This is a genomic window from Pseudomonas sp. D1-1 (genome assembly GCF_051132225.1).
Classification (GTDB): Bacteria; Pseudomonadota; Gammaproteobacteria; order Pseudomonadales; family Pseudomonadaceae; genus Aquipseudomonas.
Map to the genome: position 1 here is coordinate 285,390 of NZ_CP071676.1, position 17,811 is coordinate 303,200.

Annotated in this window: 14 protein-coding genes; 5 read left to right on the forward strand and 9 right to left on the reverse strand. The window is 62.2% G+C overall.

What is annotated here, in order from left to right:
- Positions 1 to 195 precede the first annotated feature (195 nt).
- On the reverse strand, positions 196 to 1,197 hold the full coding sequence (locus J3P86_RS01185; protein WP_434626570.1) for a D-cysteine desulfhydrase: 1,002 nt from the start codon (positions 1,195 to 1,197) through the stop codon (positions 196 to 198).
- Positions 1,198 to 1,658: 461 nt separating this feature from the next.
- On the opposite strand from J3P86_RS01185, the gene betT reads away from it, so the two are divergent.
- Positions 1,659 to 3,620 (forward strand): choline transporter BetT, encoded by a 1,962-nt coding sequence (gene betT, locus J3P86_RS01190; RefSeq protein ID WP_434700590.1) that lies wholly within the window; start codon positions 1,659 to 1,661, stop codon positions 3,618 to 3,620.
- A 125-nt stretch (positions 3,621 to 3,745) separates the two neighbouring features.
- Here betT and J3P86_RS01195 read toward each other — a convergent pair whose 3' ends face one another.
- Positions 3,746 to 4,486, reverse strand: a complete 741-nt coding sequence (locus J3P86_RS01195; RefSeq protein WP_434602495.1) for an SDR family oxidoreductase — start codon at positions 4,484 to 4,486, stop codon at positions 3,746 to 3,748.
- Between the two features lie 120 nt (positions 4,487 to 4,606).
- Here J3P86_RS01195 and J3P86_RS01200 point away from each other — a divergent pair, with 120 nt between their 5' ends.
- Together J3P86_RS01200 and mgrA are read left to right on the forward strand one after the other, a co-directional pair.
- Entirely contained in the window at positions 4,607 to 5,497 is an 891-nt protein-coding gene (locus J3P86_RS01200) for a LysR family transcriptional regulator (protein ID WP_434699266.1), read from the forward strand.
- A gap of 202 nt (positions 5,498 to 5,699) precedes the next feature.
- Positions 5,700 to 6,737: an L-glyceraldehyde 3-phosphate reductase gene (gene mgrA / locus J3P86_RS01205; RefSeq protein ID WP_434699267.1), complete on the forward strand. Its 1,038-nt coding sequence runs from the start codon at positions 5,700 to 5,702 to the stop codon at positions 6,735 to 6,737.
- A 197-nt stretch (positions 6,738 to 6,934) separates the two neighbouring features.
- Here mgrA and tauD read toward each other — a convergent pair whose 3' ends face one another.
- The 7 genes from tauD to J3P86_RS01240 form a co-directional block, all read right to left on the reverse strand.
- Entirely contained in the window at positions 6,935 to 7,777 is an 843-nt protein-coding gene (gene tauD / locus J3P86_RS01210; RefSeq protein WP_434673291.1) for a taurine dioxygenase, read from the reverse strand.
- Between the two features lie 49 nt (positions 7,778 to 7,826).
- Positions 7,827 to 8,666: a taurine ABC transporter permease TauC gene (gene tauC / locus J3P86_RS01215; RefSeq protein WP_434626567.1), complete on the reverse strand. Its 840-nt coding sequence runs from the start codon at positions 8,664 to 8,666 to the stop codon at positions 7,827 to 7,829.
- The gene (tauB, locus tag J3P86_RS01220; protein WP_434626566.1) at positions 8,663 to 9,457 is read right to left on the reverse strand and encodes a taurine ABC transporter ATP-binding subunit; all 795 of its coding nucleotides are present in this window, start codon (positions 9,455 to 9,457) and stop codon (positions 8,663 to 8,665) included. The genes tauC and tauB overlap by 4 nt, the downstream gene beginning before the upstream one ends.
- 19 nt (positions 9,458 to 9,476) lie before the next feature.
- Positions 9,477 to 10,454 carry a taurine ABC transporter substrate-binding protein gene (gene tauA, locus J3P86_RS01225; protein ID WP_434699268.1) on the reverse strand — a complete coding sequence of 326 codons (978 nt, stop codon included), beginning with the start codon at positions 10,452 to 10,454 and terminating at the stop codon, positions 9,477 to 9,479.
- 269 nt (positions 10,455 to 10,723) lie between these two features.
- A complete protein-coding gene (gene gshA / locus J3P86_RS01230) occupies positions 10,724 to 12,307 on the reverse strand; it encodes a glutamate--cysteine ligase (RefSeq protein WP_434626564.1) in 1,584 nt (527 codons plus the stop codon).
- 272 nt (positions 12,308 to 12,579) lie between these two features.
- Positions 12,580 to 12,963 carry a PaaI family thioesterase gene (locus tag J3P86_RS01235; RefSeq protein WP_434654137.1) on the reverse strand — a complete coding sequence of 128 codons (384 nt, stop codon included), beginning with the start codon at positions 12,961 to 12,963 and terminating at the stop codon, positions 12,580 to 12,582.
- Positions 12,963 to 15,287 (reverse strand): Tex family protein, encoded by a 2,325-nt coding sequence (locus tag J3P86_RS01240; protein ID WP_434626563.1) that lies wholly within the window; start codon positions 15,285 to 15,287, stop codon positions 12,963 to 12,965. Before J3P86_RS01240 ends, J3P86_RS01235 begins: the two co-directional genes overlap by 1 nt.
- Positions 15,288 to 15,639: 352 nt before the next feature.
- Here J3P86_RS01240 and ompR point away from each other — a divergent pair, with 352 nt between their 5' ends.
- Positions 15,640 to 16,380, forward strand: coding sequence for an osmolarity response regulator transcription factor OmpR (gene ompR / locus J3P86_RS01245; protein WP_039592639.1), 741 nt, complete (start codon positions 15,640 to 15,642; stop codon positions 16,378 to 16,380).
- 110 nt (positions 16,381 to 16,490) lie between these two features.
- Positions 16,491 to 17,804 (forward strand): ATP-binding protein, encoded by a 1,314-nt coding sequence (locus tag J3P86_RS01250; RefSeq protein WP_434570347.1) that lies wholly within the window; start codon positions 16,491 to 16,493, stop codon positions 17,802 to 17,804.
- Positions 17,805 to 17,811: the final 7 nt, after the last annotated feature.

A 17,811-nucleotide genomic window follows, 5' to 3' on the forward strand; every position in this document is an offset into this window, starting at 1 on the left:
AGAAAGGCGTAGCCGCGATCCGAAAGAATTGCCACATCCTGCCCTAAAAGCAGGCTTTGCGTCTCGTGGCAAATACGCCTGCGGCGCGACTATAGGTTGGGTCGTATAGATTGGAAAATAATATTAAATCACGATCATATTCCAATATGTAATCAACATCTTGTGGGAGCGAGCCTGCTCGCTCCACAGCGACATTTACCGAGCCTGGAACACCGAGTCATAGGCAAACAGCGCCGGTGCACCGCCGGTATGCAGGAAAATGATCGGGCCGTTTTCAAAGCGGTCGCGACCGATGCCGTCGAGCAGCCCGGCCATGGCCTTGCCGGTATAGACCGGATCGAGCAGCAGGCCTTCCTGGCTCGCCAGCAACTTGACCGCCGCCAGCGTACCGGCGTTGGGCTCGCCGTAGCGGGGGGCGAAGTACTCGTCCCACAGGTTCACCTTGAAGGCCGGCGGCAGGGCCATGTCCAGCAACTGCGCCGTACGTTCGGCGAGCCCCTGGACTTTCGGAAACTGGTCTTCCTCGCTGCGTGAAACCGTCACGCCAATCACGGGAAGGTCCGGCAGGGTTTCGCTCAGTGCCAGCGCCAGGCCGCCATGCGTGCCGGCACTGCCCGAGGCCAGCACCACGGCGGCGAATTCAAGCCCGGTGTCCTTGATCTGTTCGGCCAACTCCAGGCCCGCGCGCACATAGCCCAAGGCGCCCAGGGCATTCGACCCGCCAATCGGCACCAGGTAAGGTTTTTTCCCGTTGCTACGCAGGCGGCCGGCAAGGGCCTGCAACTGTTCGTCTGCGTTGTCCAGGTTTTCGACAAGTTCGACCTTGGCGTCGAACAGCTCCAGCAACAGCCGATTACCGTTGCCCAGGTAATTGCTTTCCTCGGTGCCGATGGGGTTTTCCAGCAACGCCACACAACCCAGGCCCAGCTTCGCGGCCAGGGCAGCGGTCTGACGGACATGGTTGGACTGGATCGCGCCGGCTGTGACGAGCGTGTCGGCGCCTTGGGCCAGGGCGTCGGCGGCAAGGTATTCAAGCTTGCGCAACTTGTTGCCGCCCAGTGCCAGAGGCGTCAGGTCGTCGCGCTTGACGTAGATGTCGCGACCGAGCCAGGCGGAGAGACGGTCGAGTTTTTCCAGAGGCGTCGGATGGCTGAGCAGGTCGAGACGATGGAAGCGAGACAACTGTTCTTTGATCATGAGTCCGTACTGGCTGTAAGCGATATCCGGACTATAGGCAGCTGAGTATTCACGGGCAACCGGCATGTGGGCGTGAGGGCACGGATAACGATAAACCGCTGTGGGAGCGAGCCTGCTCGCGAAAGCGGCGGACCAGCCAATGAAGATGTCGATTGTCAGCATGTCATCGCGAGCAAGCTCGCTCCCACAGGGGTTGGCTACGTTTGAACGAAATCACTTCAGGCAACGTCATACCCACCCATGGGCTAGTGTAGGAAACGTGCCATTGAGCCCTGCGATTAGTCCTTGGCAGCCTATTCATGTTTAACTTGAACGTTCATTCAAGTTAAACCATTGGTTTGCTGCCCGCTCACAACAGGAGGCTTGCCTTTGCCGAGTCCGTTTGCGCACGTCATGATTTCGCTTTGCGAGGTGCTCCGTCGATGAGTACTTCGTCCCTCCCATCCAGCGGCCTGGTCCGCATGAATCCGCCGGTGTTTTATTTCGCCGCGACCTTCATCCTGCTGTTCGGCCTGGTCGTCATTGCCGTGCCGGAGCAGGCCGGCGCCTGGTTGCTGGCCGCGCAGAACTGGGCGGCCAATACGGTCGGCTGGTATTACATGCTGGCGATGACCCTGTATCTGGTCTTCGTGGTGGTCACCGCCTTGTCCGGCTACGGCAAGATCAAGCTCGGTGCCGACCACGACGAGCCCGAGTTCAGCTACCTGTCCTGGGCCGGCATGTTGTTTGCCGCCGGGATCAGCATCACCCTGTTTTTCTTCTGCGTTTCCGAGCCCCTGACCCATCTGGTCCAGCCGCCCCAAGGCGAAGCCGGCACCGCCGATGCGGCGCGCCAGGCGATGCAGATCCTATTCCTGCACTGGGGTTTGCACGGCTGGGGTGTGTTCGCTTTCGTTGGCATGGCCCTGGCGTACTTCGCCTACCGGCATAACCTGCCGCTGGCCTTGCGGTCGGCGTTGTACCCGCTGGTCGGCAAGCGCATCAATGGCCCGATCGGTTATGCGGTGGACGGTTTCGGCATCATCGCGACCGTGTTCGGCCTTGGCGCGGATATGGGCTTTGGCGTGCTGCACCTCAATTCCGGTCTGGATTACCTCTTCGGCATCGCTCACACCCAGTGGATCCAGGTCGGGCTGATCGTGCTGATGATGGGCGCGGCAATCATTGTTGCCGTGGCTGGCGTCGACAAGGGCGTGCGCGTCATGTCCGATATCAACATGCTGCTGGCCTGCGCGCTGTTGCTGTTTGTGCTGTTCGCCGGACCGACCCAGCATCTGCTCAATACGCTTATCCAGAATCTCGGCGATTACCTCGGCGCCCTGCCGATGAAGAGTTTCGACCTGTATGCCTACAACGAGCCCAGCGACTGGCTGGGCGGTTGGACAGTGTTCTATTGGGCATGGTGGATCGCGTGGTCACCGTTCGTGGGGCTGTTTATCGCACGGATATCCCGTGGCCGGACGATCCGTGAATTCGTGTTCGGCGTGCTGCTGATCCCCTTGGGTTTCACCCTGGCGTGGATGTCGATTTTCGGTAACAGCGCCATCGATCAGGTCCTGAACCATGGCATGAGCGCCCTGGGCATGTCGGCCCTGGACAACCCGTCGATGAGCCTTTACCTGCTGCTGGAAACCTACCCGTGGAGCAAGACGGTAATTGCGGTCACGGTGTTCATCAGCTTCGTGTTTTTTGTCACGTCCGCCGACTCCGGCACCGTGGTGCTGTCGACATTATCGGCCAAGGGCGGCAGCCCCGATGAGGACGGGCCGAAATGGCTGCGGGTGTTCTGGGGCGCGATGACTGCCCTGGTGACCAGTGCCTTGCTGTTCTCCGGCAGCATCGATGCCTTGAAGTCGGCGGTGGTGCTGACGTCCTTGCCGTTCTCGCTGATTCTGCTGCTGATGATGTGGGGCCTGCACAAGGCGTTCTACCTTGAGTCGCAGAAGCAGATCGCGCAGTTGCATTCCCTCGCGCCGGTGTCGGGCTCCCGGCGGGGCACTGGCGGTTGGCGTCAGCGCTTGAGCCAGGCGGTGCATTTTCCTTCCCGCGACGAGGTGTATCGCTTCCTCGATACCACGGTGCGCCCGGCCATCGAGGAGGTGAAGGCGGTATTCGCCGAAAAGGGCCTGACGGTGGTGACCCAGCCAGACCCGGCCAACGACAGCGTCAGCCTGGAAATCGGCCACGGCGAACAGCATCCGTTCATCTACCAGGTGCAGATGCGGGGTTACTTCACGCCGTCCTTCGCCCGGGGTGGCATGGGCTCCAAACAGATCAACAATCGTCGCTACTACCGCGCCGAAGTACACCTGAGCGAGGGCAGCCAGGACTACGACCTGGTGGGGTATTCCAAGGAGCAGGTCATCAACGACATCCTCGACCAGTACGAGCGGCACATGCAGTTTCTGCATCTGGTGCGCTGAAAAAATAATTGGGCATCGCACCGACGCCATCGCGAGCAAGCTCGCTCCCACAGGGTAATGGGATAACCTTTGTGGGAGCGAGCTTGCTCGCGATGGCGGTTTCAGTGGCTGCGCAAAGCCAAGCCTCAGACCAGCCCTCCGTTAGCCCGCAGGATCTGGCCGTTCACCCAACCAGCGGCCGGGCTTACCAGGAATGACACGATGCTGGCGATGTCTTCCGGCTGGCCGAGGCGTTCCAAGGGCGGCATCCTGGCATAGTGCTGAACCTGCTCTTCGCTTTTGCCCTGCATGAACAGCTCGGTGGCGACCGGCCCCGGGGCCACGGCGTTGACGGTGATCTGGCGACCGCGCAGTTCCTTGGCAAATACTTGGGTCAGGGATTCCACCGCGGCCTTGCTGGCGATGTACACCGAGTAGCCCGGCAGGTTCATGCCCACGGTACTGCTGGAAAAATTCACGATGCGGCCGCCATCGTTCAGCCGGGTCGCGGCCTCGCGCAAGGTGTTGAAGGTGCCACGGGTGTTGATGGCGAACGTGCGATCGAACAGCTCGTCGCTGTGCTGCGCCAACGGCATCACCTGGAGGATGCCGGCGTTGTTGATCAACACATCGACCCTACCCAGTTGCGCTTCGACTTCATCGAACATCCGGCTGACGTCGGCGGCAACCGACACGTCGGCCTTCACCGCTATGGCCGGGTGCCCGGCCTGACGCAACTGTACCGCCAACTGCGAGGCCTCGGTGGCGCTGCTGGCGAAGTTGATGGCGACGGCAAACCCGTCGCTCGCCAATTGCCTGGCTATCTGCGCGCCGATCCCACGGGAGGCACCGGTGACGATGGCGACTTTGGCGTTTTGAGCAGTCATGGCAAGGATCTCCTTGAGATGTCGTGATGGGTTGAAGCCAGATTCACATGTTTACGCGCAGCGATAAATGCAGGAGAGTTGCCTTGACTGTTCAACATTCCTCAACAATCAGGGCTTCAGATGGATCAGGTCAAGGCGATGAAGGTGTTTGTCCGTATCTACGAGCGCAGCAGCTTCACCCTGGCTGCCGAAGACCTGAACATGCCCCGGGCCACGCTGACCCACACGCTCAATCAATTCGAAGCCTGGCTGGGTGTCCGTCTGCTGGAGCGCAGCACACGCAGGGTGCGTCCGACCCTCGATGGCGAGGCCTACTACCCACGTTGCGTGCAATTGCTGGCGGAACTTGAAGAAGCCGAGCTGGCGTTTCGCGGCGTGGCGCCCAAAGGCAAGTTGAGGGTAGACCTGCATGGAACCCAGGCGCGGTATTTCGTGATCCCCGCGTTGCCGCAATTCATGGCCCGCTACCCGGATATCGAATTGTTCATCAGTGAAGCGGACCGCTTCGTCGACTTGATCGCCGAGGGCGTCGATTGCGTCGTGCGCTCCGGTACGTTGGCGGATTCGTCGTTGATTGGCCGGCGTGTCGCCAATCTTCGCCAGATCACCTGTGCCAGCCCGGCTTACCTGCGCCAGTACGGTGAACCGAAAAGCCTGGAGGATCTCAAGCAGCACAAGGCGGTGAACTACGTCTCGCGCACCACCGCCAAGCTTTATCCATTCGAATTCATGGTCGACGGCGAACTCAAGGAGGTTTCGATCGGGGGCACGTTGTCGGTGTCCGGGGCAGAAATCTATGCGGCGTCGGCGATCGCCGGCATGGGCCTGATCCAATGCCCGTATTACCGAATGGAGGAGCCGATCCGCCAAGGCCTGATCCGCGAAGTGCTCGTCGCGACACCTCCGCCGTCCATGCCGGTGTCGGTGGTTTATCCACACAACCGACACATGTCACCACGAGTACGGGTGTTTGTGGATTGGGTGGCGGAGGTGTTTGCGCAGGCGCGCTAGCTGACCCTTATATTATTAGCGTTTCCCTTGTGGGAGGGAGCCTGCTCGCGAAGGCGGCAATACATCCAATATCGCTGCCTACTGACCCACCGCTTTCGCGAGCAAGCCCGCTCCCACAGGGTTTTGCGAACTTTCGACCTGACTGGTGCGTCTGTGAAATGTTAGCTTCTGCCACCAGCCGTCCGAACAGAGAGCTTTTTCGATGACCTACACCGCTGCGCAAAACCGCTACGAATCCATCCCTTACCGCCGCGTTGGGCGCAGCGGGCTGGTACTGCCGGCCCTGTCACTCGGCTTGTGGCACAACTTCGGCGACAGCACGCCGATCGACACTCAGCGGGCCTTGTTGCGCACGGCATTCGACCTGGGTATCAACCACTTCGACCTGGCCAACAACTACGGCCCGCCCTACGGCAGTGCCGAAATCAATTTCGGCCGGTTGCTGCGGGAAGATTTCCAGCAATACCGTGATGAACTGATCATCTCCAGCAAGGCCGGCTGGGACATGTGGCCAGGCCCTTATGGCCAGGGCGGCGGTTCGCGCAAATACGTGCTGGCCAGCCTTGACCAGAGCCTTCAGCGCCTCGGTCTGGATTACGTGGACATCTTCTACTCCCACCGTTTCGATCCCGACACGCCACTGGAAGAAACCGCCAGCGCCCTGGCCACCGCCGTGCAGCAGGGCAAGGCCCTGTACATTGGCATTTCTTCCTATTCGGGCGTGAAGACCCGGGAAATGGCGGCGCTGCTTCAGGAATGGAAAGTGCCGCTGTTGATCCATCAGCCGGCCTACAACCTGCTCAACCGTTGGGTCGAGAAGGACTTGCTGGACGCCACCGAGGAACTGGGCACCGGCGTGATCGCCTTCACGCCGCTGGCGCAGGGCCTGCTGACCGACAAATACCTCAAGGGCATTCCCGCCGATGCGCGGGTCAATCGCCCGGGCGGCGGTTCGTTGCAGGCCTCGCATCTGTCAGATGAAAACATCGCCCACGTACGCGCCCTCAACGAGATCGCCCAGCGTCGCGGCCAGAGCCTGGCGCAAATGGCCCTGGCCTGGACATTGCGCGATCCGCGGGTCACCTCGGCCCTGATCGGCGCCAGCCGACCGGAGCAGATCGTCGAGAACATCGGGGCGCTGCAAAATCTCGAGTTCAGCGCCGAAGAACTGGCCGAGATCGACCGGTTTGCCCAAGAGGGCGGGATCAACCTGTGGGAGAAGCCTTCGACGGCTGAGTAACGCAGCGAGCACGGCAAACACAAGCCTTGTGGCTGGAGATATCTGTGGCGAGGGGATTTATCCCCGTTGGGCTGCGAAGCAGCCCCGAACCTGACTATGCGGTACATCAGGTCGATTCAGTTGACTTTTTTTGGGCTGCTGCGCAGCCCAGCGGGGATAAATCCCCTCGCCACAAAAGCGATTCGGATTTCAGCGCCTCACCTGAAGAACGGCACATCCCCCAACACCGTCGCCCGGTGCATCACCCGCCGGTTGGGGCGGTAGTCGTCCACGGCGAAATGCTGGGTCACGCGGTTATCCCAGAATGCCACGTCGTTGGCCTGCCAGCGCCAGCGCACGGTGAACTCCGGACGCGTCGCGTGGGCAAACAGCAGTTTCAGGATCGCCTCGCTTTCGGTTTCCGACAGCTCGTTGATGCGCGTAGTGAAGCCTTCGTTGACGAACAGTGCGCGGCGGCCGCTCACCGGATGAGTGCGAATCACCGGATGCGACAGCGGTGGATTCTTGCGCCGTGCTTCTTCCCAACGTAGCCGATCTTCCGCCGTGTTGCCAAAACGTTCCAGCGGGAACGAACGGGTAAAGTCGTGGGTCGCCGTCAGGCCCTCCAACAGGCTTTTCAACGGTGCCGACAAGGCTTCGTAGGCCGCGATGCCGCTGGCCCACAACGTATCGCCGCCGAATGCCGGCAGCAGCTTGGCGCTGAGTACCGCGCCCATGGCCGGGGTCGGCAGGAAGGTCACGTCGGTGTGCCACACCGCGTTGTCGCGCACATCGGTGACGGCGGTGTCGAGCACCAGCACTTCGGGCTGCTCCGGCACGTTGGGGTAGATCGGGTGAATGTGCAGGTCGCCAAAGTACGCGGCGAAACGGGCCTGTTGTGCGGGTTCGATCGGCTGGTCGCGGAAGAACAGCACCTGATATTCGAGCAGTGCCTGCTCGATGGTGTCACGGTCTTCCGGGGCCAGTGGCTGGCTGATATCGATCCCGCTGATCTGCGCGCCGAGGGCAACGCTCAGAGGGGTAACGGTCGGACGGCTCATCGTCGTTCTCTCGGATCGGCGCCGAATGGTCGGCGTGGTCAATAAAGGTTCAGTGGGCCTGGCCGTGCCACGGCACCAGTTTGCGTTGCAGGGCGCGCAGGCCCATTTCCATGGCGAAGGCGATCAGCGCAATCACCAGGATTCCCAGCACCACGACATCGGTGACCAGGAACTGCGCTGCCGACTGCACCATGAACCCCAGGCCGCTGGTGGCCGCGATCAGTTCGGCGGCGACCAGCGTCGACCAGCCCACGCCCAGGCCGATGCGGATACCGGTGAGGATGTCGGGCAGGGCGCTGGGTACGATCACATGGCGAATCAGTTGCGCCCGCGTGGCCCCAAGCGATTGGGCAGCGCGCAGTTTCGCCGGGTCGACGGTGCGCACCCCGGTTGCAGTGGAGATGGCGATCGGGGCGAAAATCGCCAGGTAGATCAGCAGGACTTTCGACAGCTCACCGATGCCGCACCAGATCACGATCAGCGGCAGGTAAGCCAGGGGTGGAATCGGTCGGTAGAACTCGATCAGCGGATCGAGTACGCCGCGGGCAATACGGTTGGCACCGATGGCGATACCCACCGGCACCGCCGTCAACACCGCGAACAGCAGGCCCAGGCCAATCCGCCCGAGGCTTGCGCCGAGGTGCTGCCAGAGCGTGGAATCCATGTAGCCGCTGGTAGCCAGCAGCCAGCCTTTTTGCAGCACGGCGGAGGGCGGCGGCAGGAAGAGCGGTTCGATCAGGCCGCTGGCGGTAACGGCCCACCAGAGCAACAGCAGCGCCACCAGCGTCAGGCCGCTGATCCATCGCGTGCTCAGGGTACGGCGCGCGAGGACTGGCGGGCGGGCGGCCACGGCGTCGTTGGCCACGGCTGGAATTTCATAGCTGCTCATGCGCGCTCCTGTTGCCGAGTGGCGCTGCGTTGGGAGAACACTTTCGCCAGCACATGCTCGCGGGTTTCGATGAAGCGCGGGTCGGACTTGATCGACCGCGCCGCTTCCCCCGCGCCGTAGCGACGCCCGAAATCCAGGCTCAGGCGCTCGACGATCTGGCCCGGATCGGGGGCCAGCAGGATCAGGTCGGTGGCAAGGAATACCGCCTCTTCAATGTCATGGGTAATCAGGAACACCGGTTTGGCGGTACGTTGCCAGACTTGCAGCAGCAGTTCCTGCATCTGTTCACGGGTGAACGCGTCCAGGGCGCCGAAAGGTTCGTCCATCAGCAATACCCGTGGATCGGCCGCCAGCGCGCGGGCCAGCCCGACGCGTTGCTTCTGACCGCCCGACAGCTGCCAGACACGGCGCTTTTCGAAACCGGCCAGGTCCACCAGGGCGAGCATTTCCCGAGCGCGAGCCTCGCGCTTCTCCCTGGCAACTCCCGCCAGTTCCAGGCCGAACCCGACGTTTGCCAACACGTCTTGCCAGGGCAACAGCGCATCGTCCTGGAACACTACGCCGCGCTCGGCACCCGGGCCCTTGACGGGAATGCCGTCCAGGGTGATCTGTCCGGCGCTGGGTTCCACAAACCCGGCAATCAGGTTGAGCAGCGAAGTCTTGCCGCTGCCGGAGGGGCCGAGGGCAACCAGCAACTGCTGCGGGCCCAAGGTCAACGAAATATCCGCCAGTACCGGTTTCGTTGCGCCGGGGTACTGTGCGCTGATGCGCTCCAGCTGTAGCAAGGCCATCTCGACGTCTCCTGTTTGATCAGCGGGTGATGTATTTGGCGCTGACGTATGGCGCGTAGTCCGGCAGCACGGCTTCAACCTTGCCTTGCTCCTTGAGGAACGCGGCGGTGTTGGTGATGGCCTGGGTGGTTGGGGCACCGAGGCTGACCACCTGGTCGGCGACCAACGGGAATACGTTGCCTTGCAACAGCAATGGAATGTCGCTGGCCTTGGCGCCGGAGAGTTTCACCAGCTTGTCGATGTTCGATGCGTCGGCCAGCCAGGCTTGCGGGTCCTTGCGGTACTGGGCGTAGGCGTCCAGGGTGACCTTGGCGAAAGCCGTGACGATCTCGGGATGCTTCTGGGCAAAATCCTTGCGCACGATCCAGGCGTCGAAGGTTGGCGCGCCGAACTGGGCCAGTTCGGCGGAGGTGATCAGCACCTTGCCGTTTTCCTTGGCAACGCCCAGGGCCGGGTCCCAGACGTAGGTGGCGTCGATGTCGCCGCGCTTCCAGGCGGCGATGATGGCCGGTGGCGCGAGGTTGAGCACGGTGACTTTCGACGGGTCGATGTTCCAGTGTTTCAGCGCGGCGAGCAGGCTGTAATGACCGGTGGAAACAAACGGCACGGCGATTTTCTTGCCGATCAGGTCCTGCGGGGTCTTGATGCCGGAGCCATCACGGGCGACCAAGGCTTCGGCGGCGCCGATCTGGGTGGCGATGAGGAAGGTTTCCACCGGAACCTTGCGGGTGATGGCGGCGGTCAGCGGGCTGGAACCCAGGTAGCCGATCTGCACATCGCCCGAAGCGATGGCGGCGATGATATCGGCACCGTTGTCGAATTTTCGCCAGTTGATCTTGGCCTGGGTGGCTTTCTCATAAGCTCCGTCGGCCTGGGCGACTTTGGCCGGGTCGACGGTGGTCTGATAGGCCACGGTCAGGTCGGCCGCCTGGGCGAAAAGGCTCGCCGCGGCCAGGGAGGCGGCCGCGAGAAGGCGAAGGGGGAAACGCAAAGACATGGGGAAGCTCCTCAACAGGCCGCCGGAGAGTCGGCGTTGGAGGAGACTAAATGATCTAAGAATGAGTAAATAAATAACTTTTTCGAATTAGCTTATTTTCGAAAAAATCTGCTGAGAATGGCTTAGGACTCTTGTGGCGAGGGGATTCATCCCCGTTGGGTCGCGAAGCGACCCCAAGGATTTCGGCTGCAAGCTGTGGCGAACCAGCGTAGCCTCTGGGGACTGCTCCGCAGTCCAGCGGGGATAAATCCCCTCGCCACATTGGCGATTCAGTTACTGATCGCCAGAATGCTCGCCTGATACGAACCCACGAACACGTCGAAATCCCCCACCTCGTTCCGCTCCAGCTCGGTTTGCTGGACCAAGGACTGGCGAGCGGTTTCTTCGAACGCGACTTGCTCTTCGGTCGACAACGGTTCGGCGCGGAAGAACTTGGCGTGGGCCTTGCTCTGGCGCAGGGAGAACTGGGCGAAGCTTTCCTGGTGCTCGGCCATGGCGGCCAAGACCTTGGCGGACGGCGTCAGCGACGGGTCGCGGACTTTTGCCTGTTGCGCGTCGAGAGCCTGGCGATGGGCATCACCGCCTTGGCTCTGGTCAAGCAGGGCGGCCAGCGGAGCAATCTTTTCCAGCAATTCCATGGCCCAGGTTTGCATGTCCACCGATTGACCCTGGCGCTGCAATTGCAGGCCAGGCTTGCGGCCTTCCTTGACCACGGTCAGGAAGTTGCTCGTGGCGTTGCTGCACTCGTTGTTTTCCAGTTGCGGGCTGTCGTTGAGGCCGCAGTACAGCAGGAACGCATCGAGGAAGCGCGACTCGGTCAGGTCGATGCCCATCGGCAGGAACGGGTTGATGTCCAGGCAGCGCACTTCGACGTACTGGATCCCTCGGGCCATCAGCGCCTGGATCGGCCGCTCGCCGGTGTAGGTCACGCGCTTGGGGCGGATGTTGGAGTAGTACTCGTTTTCGATCTGCAGAATGTTGGTATTGAGCTGCACCCATTCGCCGTTCTGGTGAGTACCGACTTCGACATAAGGCGCATAGGGCGTTGCGACGGCTTTGCGCAGGCTGTCGGTGTAGCTCGCCAGGTCGTTATAGCAAGGTGTCAGGCCGGCTTGGGCGTTGCTCTGGTAACCCAGGTCGCTCATGCGCAGGCTGGTGGCGTAGGGCAGGTACAAGGTGTCCGGGTCCAGTTGTTCCAACTGGTGCGGACGGCCGCGCAGGAAACCGACATCCAGGGCCGGCGAGGCGCCGAACAGGTACATCAGCAACCAGCTGTAGCGGCGGAAATTACGGATCAGCGCGATGTAGGCCGAGGACTGGAAGTCGCGGTCGCTCACGTCGCTGGCTTCGTCCTGGCGCAGCAGGGGCCAGAGCTTTTCCGGGAGGGAAAAGTTGTAGTGGATCCCGGCGATGCATTGCATGGTCTTGCCGTAGCGCAGGGCCAGGCCCTTGCGGTAGACATACTTGAGTCGACCGATATTCGAGGTGCCGTAGTAGGCGATCGGTATGTCTTCCTCGGCCGGCAGCGGACACGGCATCGAAGGGCTCCACAGGTACTCGTCGCCGAGCTTGCTGTAGACAAACCGGTGGATCCTGTCGAGGCTGTGCAGGGTGTCGGCCGGGTTGGCCAGGGCCGGGGTGATGAACTCAAGCAGCGACTCGGAATAGTCAGTAGTGATCTGTTCGTTGGTCAGCGCCGAGCCCAGGGATTCGGGATGCGGGGTCTGCGCCAGGCGCCCGTCGCCCGTGACGCGCAGGCATTCACGTTCGATACCGTGCAGGCACTGCTCGAGCAGGGAGAGGTTGGCGCGCTCGCCGAGCAGGGCCAGGCGGCGGTTTAAAAGGTCGCTCAAGTTGAATTCCTTCACGCGTCAGTCGCCCCAATATGGGGGTGGGCAAGACGGTCTACAAGGGTGAAGTTGAAACTGGCGTTTTCGCCTGGTTTTTGTGCTGCCAAAGACAGATCGTCGCAGCCCCTGTGGGAGCGAGCCTGCTCGCGATGGCGGCATGTCAGTCCACCTTGTATTGACTGGTCCACCGCTATCGCGAGCAAGCTCGCTCCCACAAATGGGATTTCGACAGCGCATTCGTGGAAGTGAAATTAACTCAAATCGATGACAGCGAGCTATAGGACAGCGAACGTGCCTTGCGCTTTTGCGACCAGCTTGTCGCCCTGCATCACCTCGGCCTCGACCACCAGCGTGCGCCGGCCCGGGTGGATGACCCGGGCGGTGCACAGCACTTCGCCGTCGGACACGGCGCGAATGTAGTTGATCTTGCACTCGATGGTTGCGCTCTGCTGGTCGAAGCCATGGACGCTGGAGCAGGCCAGCCCCATGGCAATGTCCACCAGGCTGAACAGCGCCCCGCCGTGCAGCTTGCCACCGCGGTTGCGCAACGCCGGCTCCAGACCCAGGGCGACTTGCGCCACCCCGTCCCCGAGGCTCTGCAGACGGCAGCCGAGCAGCTTGAAAAACGCGCTCTCCACCAACCCGGCCGGCGCCTCCATCAGCGTTTCTTCAGCTGCTTGGCGTTGGCGAACAGCGAGGCCATGGCGTTATTCGCCGGGGCCGCGGTGGCAGTTTCCTTGCGCGGCGCGGTGTTCTGCGACTGGCGTGGCGCGGCGCCTGGACGGGCACCGCGGGCGCCGTCGATTTTCTCGCCCGGCGTGTCGCTCATGCGCATCGACAGGCCCACGCGTTTACGCGGGATGTCGACTTCCATGACCTTTACTTTCACCACATCACCGGCCTTCACGGCTTCGCGCGGGTCCTTGATGAATTTCTCCGACAAGGCCGAAATATGCACCAGGCCGTCCTGGTGCACGCCGATGTCGACGAACGCGCCGAAGTTGGTGACGTTGGTCACCACGCCTTCGAGGATCATGCCCGGTTGCAGGTCCTTGAGGTCTTCGACGCCTTCCTGGAATTCAGCGGTCTTGAATTCCGGACGTGGGTCGCGGCCCGGTTTCTCCAGCTCTTGGAGGATGTCAGTCACGGTGGGCAGGCCGAAGGTTTCGTCAGTGAATTTCTTCGGGTCCAGGCGCTTGAGAAACGCCGCGTCGCCGATCAGCGAGCGAATGTCGCGGTCGGTCTGGGCGGCGATGCGTTGCACCAGTGGATAGGCTTCCGGGTGAACTGCCGAGGAGTCGAGCGGGTTGTCACCATTCATGACGCGCAGGAAGCCGGCGGCCTGTTCGAAGGTTTTTTCACCCAGGCGCGGGACTTTTTTCAACGCGGCGCGGGTCTTGAACGCGCCGTGTTCGTCGCGGTGGGTGACGATGTTCTGCGCCAGCGTGGCGTTCAGGCCGGAGATGCGCGCCAGCAATGCTACCGAAGCGGTGTTTACGTCCACGCCCACGGCGTTCACGCAATCCTCCACCACGGCGTCCAGGCCACGGGCCAGCTTCAATTGCGACACGTCATGCTGGTACTGGCCGACACCGATGGATTTCGGGTCGATCTTCACCAGTTCCGCCAGTGGGTCCTGCAGGCGACGGGCGATGGACACCGCGCCACGGATCGACACGTCCAGGTCCGGGAATTCCTTCGAGGCCAGTTCCGACGCCGAATAAACCGAAGCGCCGGCCTCGGAGACCATGACCTTGGTCATTTTCATGGCCGGGTATTTCTTGATCAGCTCGGCGGCCAACTTGTCGGTCTCACGGCTGGCGGTGCCGTTGCCGATGGCGATCAGGTCGACCGAGTGCTTGGCGCACAGGGCGGCAAGGATAGCGATGGTCTGGTCCCACTTGTTATGCGGCACATGCGGGTAGACCGTGGCGTGGTCCAGCAGCTTGCCGGTGGAATCGACCACGGCCACCTTGCAGCCAGTGCGCAGGCCCGGGTCCAGGCCCAGCGTGGCACGCGGCCCGGCCGGTGCGGCCAGCAGCAGGTCGTGCAGGTTGTGGGCGAACACGTTGATCGCCTCGGTCTCGGCGTTGTCGCGCAGTTCGCCCAGCAGGTCGGTTTCCAGGTGGGTGTAGAGCTTGACCTTCCAGGTCCAGCGCACCACTTCGGCCAGCCACTTGTCGGCGGCGCGGTTCTGGTTCTGGATGCCGAACTGCTGGCCGATCATGCCTTCGCACGGGTGCATGGTGCCGGGCAATTCTTCGCCGACTTTCAGCGATGAGCTGAGGATGCCTTCGTTGCGACCGCGGAAAATCGCCAGCGCCCGGTGCGACGGTACGCTCTTGAGGGGCTCGTCGTGTTCGAAGTAATCGCGGAACTTGGCGCCTTCCTCTTCTTTGCCGGCGATGACGCGAGCACTCAGGATCGCCTCCTGCTTGAGGTAGTTGCGCAGTTTTTCCAGCAGGTTCGCGTCTTCGGCGAAGCGCTCCATGAGGATGTACTTGGCGCCTTCCAGCGCAGCCTTGCTGTCCGCCACGCCTTTTTCGGCATCGACGAAACGCGCGGCTTCGGCTTCCGGCGCCAACGTGGGGTCGTTGAACAAGCCGTCGGCCAGTTCGCCGAGGCCGGCTTCCAGGGCAATCTGGCCCTTGGTGCGGCGTTTCTGCTTGTAGGGCAGGTACAAGTCTTCCAGGCGGGTCTTGGTATCGGCCAGCTTGATGTCGCGTTCCAGTTGCGGGGTCAGCTTGCCCTGCTCCTGGATGCTCGCCAGGATGCTGATGCGCCGCTCGTCGAGTTCTCGCAGGTAGCGCAGGCGCTCTTCCAGATGACGCAGCTGGGTGTCATCGAGGCTGCCGGTCACTTCCTTCCGGTAACGGGCGATGAAAGGCACCGTGGAGCCTTCATCGAGTAGCGCGACGGCCGCTTCGACCTGTTGCGGGCGTACGCCGAGTTCCTCGGCGATGCGGCTGTTGATGCTGTCCATAAAACCACCTGACAAATTGTGAATCAGGCCCGCCGCCACAGTAGGAGGGCGCGGCGAGGCTGGTTGAGCGGCCTGGCTTGCGTCGCTGCCGGGGGCAGGGGACGGCCAGTGACCCGCTGAATTCAAAAAGTGCTGCCTGGCCAGGGAGAACGGTGCGCCGGTATAACGATCCGGCATCCCCTGGCGCAAAAGGCCGCGCATTATAACCAGCGTTCCGCTGTTCGGGGGGTGTCGTGACCTGCGGGATGGATGGGTGAGCTACTGAAGATAGAGGAAAAATCTGCTAACAATGCACTCGGTGCGTATAACGGCAGCTAAGCCATAATGCGCGCCAAGATCAAAGGAGCTTCCTATGAGCAGCACCGCACAAACTGCTGAAGGCGAAAAAATTCTGATTGTTGACGACGATCCGGGGCTGAGCAGCCTGCTGGAGCGCTTTTTCGTCAGCAAGGGCTATCGCGCCCGCACCGTACCGAACACCGAGCAAATGGACCGGCTGCTGGCCCGTGAGGTTTTCAACCTCGTGGTCCTCGACCTGATGCTGCCTGGCGAGGACGGCTTGACGGCCTGTCGCCGCCTGCGGGGCGCCAACAACCAGATCCCGATCATCATGCTCACCGCCAAGGGCGACGAACTGAGCCGTATCAAAGGCCTGGAGTTGGGCGCCGACGATTACCTGGCGAAGCCGTTCAACCCGGATGAGCTGATGGCCCGGGTCAAGGCTGTCCTGCGTCGCCAGTCGGCGCCGGTGCCGGGCGCACCGGGCAGCGAAGACGAGAGCGTGACCTTCGGCGACTATGAACTGTCGCTGGCCACCCGCGAGCTCAAGCGCGGCGATGAGATCCATATGCTCACCACTGGCGAGTTCGCCGTGCTCAAGGCCCTGGTGATGAACGCCCGCCAGCCGCTGACCCGGGACAAGCTGATGAACCTGGCCCGTGGCCGCGAATGGGATGCGCTGGAGCGCTCCATCGACGTGCAGATTTCCCGTTTGCGCCGGATGATCGAACCCGATCCTTCCAAGCCGCGTTATATCCAGACGGTCTGGGGCGTTGGCTACGTGTTCGTGCCGGATGGCGCTGCCGGCAAGTGATCGGCGATTTGTAGGAGCGCGCAGCCTGGCGGGTGAAAATCTTTCCAGGCGACTCGCGGTCCGTCATTGTGCGAGCATCGCTCGCTCCTGCAAGTATGTAGCGGTTACTCATGAAGACCCCCGTCTGGTTCCCCCAGAGCTTTTTCTCCCGCACCCTCTGGCTGGTGCTGATCGTCGTGCTGTTTTCCAAGGCGCTGACGCTGGTTTACCTGCTGATGAACGAAGACGTGCTGGTGGACCGCCAATACAGTCACGGCGTTGCCTTGACTCTGCGCGCCTATTGGGCAGCGGACGAAACCAATCGAGTCAAAATCGCCGAGGCGGCAACTTTGATCCGGGTGGTCGGCGCCGGTGTGCCTGAAGGTGAGCAGCATTGGCCATACAGCGAGATCTACCAGCGGCAGATGCAGGCCGAACTGGGCGCCGATACCGAAGTGCGGCTGCGCATGCATTCGCCGCCGGCCTTGTGGGTGCGTGCCCCGAGCCTTGGCGATGGGTGGCTGAAGGTTCCGCTGTACCCCCATCCGCTGCGCGGCCAGAAAATCTGGAACGTGCTGGGCTGGTTCCTGGCGATCGGCCTGTTGTCGACGGCTTCGGCGTGGATTTTCGTCAGCCAGCTCAACCAGCCGCTCAAGCGCCTGGTCTATGCAGCCCGGCAACTGGGCCAGGGCCGCAGCGTGCGGTTGCCCGTCAGCGATACGCCCAGCGAGATGACCGAGGTGTACCGCGCCTTCAACCAGATGGCCGAAGATGTCGAGCAGGCCGGACGCGAACGTGAGCTGATGCTCGCCGGCGTCTCCCATGACCTGCGCACGCCGCTGACGCGATTGCGGCTGTCGCTGGAACTGATGGGCGAGCACACCGACCTGACCGACGAAATGGTCCGCGATATCGAAGACATGGACGCGATTCTCGATCAGTTCCTGGCGTTCATTCGCGACGGCCGTGACGAATCGGTAGAGGAGGTGGACCTCAGCGAGCTGGTACGGGAGGTGGCTGCGCCCTACAACCAGAACGAAGAGAAGGTCCACTTGCGCCTGGAGCCCATCCAGCCGTTTCCGCTACGTCGCGTGTCGATGAAGCGCCTGTTGAACAACCTGATCGGTAACGCCCTCAACCATGCCGGCACGGGCGTTGAAGTCGCCGCCTATGTTTCCGGCGACACCAGTGCGCCTTATGTCGTCCTGAGCGTCATGGACCGCGGCGCCGGCATTGACCCAGCGGAGCTGGAAGCCATTTTCAACCCGTTCACCCGCGGTGATCGGGCTCGGGGAGGGAAGGGCACCGGGCTGGGCCTGGCCATCGTCAAGCGCATCGCCTCGATGCATGGCGGCAACGTCGAACTGCGCAATCGAGCTGGCGGCGGGCTGGAGGCTCGGGTGCGGTTGCCGTTGGGCTTGATGCTGCCGCGGGATGCTGTGTAGCGATTCC

What these genes read in the sequence shown, in the direction of transcription:
- J3P86_RS01185 (WP_434626570.1), bottom strand. Translation starts at nt 1,197, where the DNA reads ATGATCAAAGAACAGTTGTCTCGCTTCCATCGTCTCGACCTGCTCAGC.
- betT (WP_434700590.1), top strand. Translation starts at nt 1,659, where the DNA reads ATGAATCCGCCGGTGTTTTATTTCGCCGCGACCTTCATCCTGCTGTTC.
- J3P86_RS01195 (WP_434602495.1), bottom strand. Translation starts at nt 4,486, where the DNA reads ATGACTGCTCAAAACGCCAAAGTCGCCATCGTCACCGGTGCCTCCCGT.
- J3P86_RS01200 (WP_434699266.1), top strand. Translation starts at nt 4,607, where the DNA reads ATGGATCAGGTCAAGGCGATGAAGGTGTTTGTCCGTATCTACGAGCGC.
- mgrA (WP_434699267.1), top strand. Translation starts at nt 5,700, where the DNA reads ATGACCTACACCGCTGCGCAAAACCGCTACGAATCCATCCCTTACCGC.
- tauD (WP_434673291.1), bottom strand. Translation starts at nt 7,777, where the DNA reads ATGAGCCGTCCGACCGTTACCCCTCTGAGCGTTGCCCTCGGCGCGCAG.
- tauC (WP_434626567.1), bottom strand. Translation starts at nt 8,666, where the DNA reads ATGAGCAGCTATGAAATTCCAGCCGTGGCCAACGACGCCGTGGCCGCC.
- tauB (WP_434626566.1), bottom strand. Translation starts at nt 9,457, where the DNA reads ATGGCCTTGCTACAGCTGGAGCGCATCAGCGCACAGTACCCCGGCGCA.
- tauA (WP_434699268.1), bottom strand. Translation starts at nt 10,454, where the DNA reads ATGTCTTTGCGTTTCCCCCTTCGCCTTCTCGCGGCCGCCTCCCTGGCC.
- J3P86_RS01235 (WP_434654137.1), bottom strand. Translation starts at nt 12,963, where the DNA reads ATGGAGGCGCCGGCCGGGTTGGTGGAGAGCGCGTTTTTCAAGCTGCTC.
- J3P86_RS01240 (WP_434626563.1), bottom strand. Translation starts at nt 15,287, where the DNA reads ATGGACAGCATCAACAGCCGCATCGCCGAGGAACTCGGCGTACGCCCG.
- ompR (WP_039592639.1), top strand. Translation starts at nt 15,640, where the DNA reads ATGAGCAGCACCGCACAAACTGCTGAAGGCGAAAAAATTCTGATTGTT.
- J3P86_RS01250 (WP_434570347.1), top strand. Translation starts at nt 16,491, where the DNA reads ATGAAGACCCCCGTCTGGTTCCCCCAGAGCTTTTTCTCCCGCACCCTC.